This window comes from Nocardia sp. NPDC058497 (assembly GCF_042720195.1).
In the GTDB taxonomy this organism is placed as follows: Bacteria; Actinomycetota; Actinomycetes; order Mycobacteriales; family Mycobacteriaceae; genus Nocardia.
In genome coordinates, this window is record NZ_JBHXMY010000434.1 from 2454 (window position 1) to 4143 (window position 1690).

General features: G+C 70.5%; 2 protein-coding genes. Both read left to right on the forward strand.

The window, feature by feature from the left end:
• Nucleotides 1–166: 166 nt before the first annotated feature.
• A complete protein-coding gene (locus tag ACFWPJ_RS24060) occupies nucleotides 167–886 on the forward strand; it encodes a TetR/AcrR family transcriptional regulator (protein ID WP_378854654.1) in 720 nt (239 codons plus the stop codon).
• Nucleotides 887–1025: 139 nt separating this feature from the next.
• Nucleotides 1026–1619: a hypothetical protein gene (locus ACFWPJ_RS24065; protein WP_378854655.1), complete on the forward strand. Its 594-nt coding sequence runs from the start codon at nucleotides 1026–1028 to the stop codon at nucleotides 1617–1619.
• The last annotated feature ends 71 nt before the right edge of the window (nucleotides 1620–1690 follow it).

Below are 1690 nucleotides of genomic sequence, written 5' to 3' on the forward strand. Positions count from 1 at the left end.
GTCGACCTCAGCCGGTTCCGCGACCAGTTCCTCGCCATGGCCTGGGAGGTCGGCGGCGCGACTTTCGCCGCGGAGATCGAACGCGCGGCCAATGTGGTCGACCCGGTCGAGGACACGGCCGAACGCCGCCGCCTGCACGGCGCCGCCGGTGCGCGATGATCGGTCGATGAGTACCGACCGACCAGGACCGCGGGCACTGGCTCGCGCCCAGACGATCGCCGACATCAAACGGATCGGCCGGGAGCACCTCGCGTCCCAGGGCGCCGCGGCACTGTCCTTGCGCGCTGTCGCCCGTGATCTGGGTGTCGTGTCCTCGGCGGTGTACCGATACGTGCGCAGCCGCGACGAACTGCTGACCATGCTCGTGGTCGACGGCTACAACGCGCTCGGCGACGCGGTCGACGCCGCGCTGGCCGACGCATCCGACGACCCGGCGACCCGCTTCCGGACGGTGGCGCGGACGGTCCGGGCGTGGGCACTGGCCGAGCCCGCCTGGTACGGCTTGCTCTTCGGCACCCCCGTGCCCGGCTACGCCGCGCCCGCCGAGGACACCGAAGCGCCCGGCGTGCGGGTGATCGCGATGCTGCTCGGCATCGTCGACAGCGCCTACCGCGCCGAGCAGCTCAGCGCCCCTGCCGCGGAACCGGTGATCTCACCATCCACCACGGGCGATTTCTCCGCTATCCGTGAGCAATTCGGCCTGGCCGCCCCGGACTGGCTGATCGCCGTCGCCCTCACCGCCTGGACGACCCTGTTCGGCGCCGTGAACTTCGACGTTTTCGACATGTACGGCCGCGATACCTTCGCCGATCGGGCCGAAGTGTTCGACCTGCAGGTCGACCAGTTGCTGCGGATGCTCGGCTTCACGCGGGTTGCCACGAACTAGCCATTGGGTTCGGAGCGTCGGACCGCCTACCGTAGACCGGTCGGTACGGTAGCGAACGAGGTGATTCCCGCGGTATGTGGGGTGAGAGATGTGTGAACGGCGATGTCCACCGGCGTCGCCAACGAACGGGAGTGCCCGAGTGAATTCTCGCGAGGAGATCTTGCGCCGCGTCCGAGACGGGCTGCTCGACCTACCCGACGACGAGCGTCGGGTGCCGATGCGCCGTACGTCGGGCCACGGTGACGACGTCGATCCGGCCGAACGGGCGGCCGTACTCACCCGATTCGCCGAGCGGTTGCGCGAACACGGTTCCCTCGTGCGAACCGTCGACCTCGCCGGCCTGCCCGCCGCGGTCGCGGACGTGCTCTACGGCATGAGCGCGAGCTCTGTCCTGGCGGCCGTCGAACCGGGCCCGGCCTGGCTCGATCACTGGGCGAGCGCACCGGGTCACCAGGTCGTGCACGGCGGCTCAGGCACCACCGAAACCGGTGACGCCGTGGTCCGCGACGCCGTAGCGGGCGACGCATCGACCGGTTCGCTGGCCCTGGACGTCGGCGGCGGCCCCGCCGTCTCCGAGGTGATCCCGCAAGTCTGCGTAGTCCGCGCCGACCGAGTCTTCGGCTCCCTCCCCGACGCTCTCGACCGCCTCGACCCCCGCCGCCCCCTGGTCTGGCTGGGTGGTCCCGCCGACGCCGAACTGGCCCGCCAACTGGTCGTCATCCTGGTCGAATAGTCGTAGACCACCTTCGCCGCCGAACCGCCCTTCTCGTGGGGGTCCGGTGGCGACTTCCGGGGTTCCGCCGT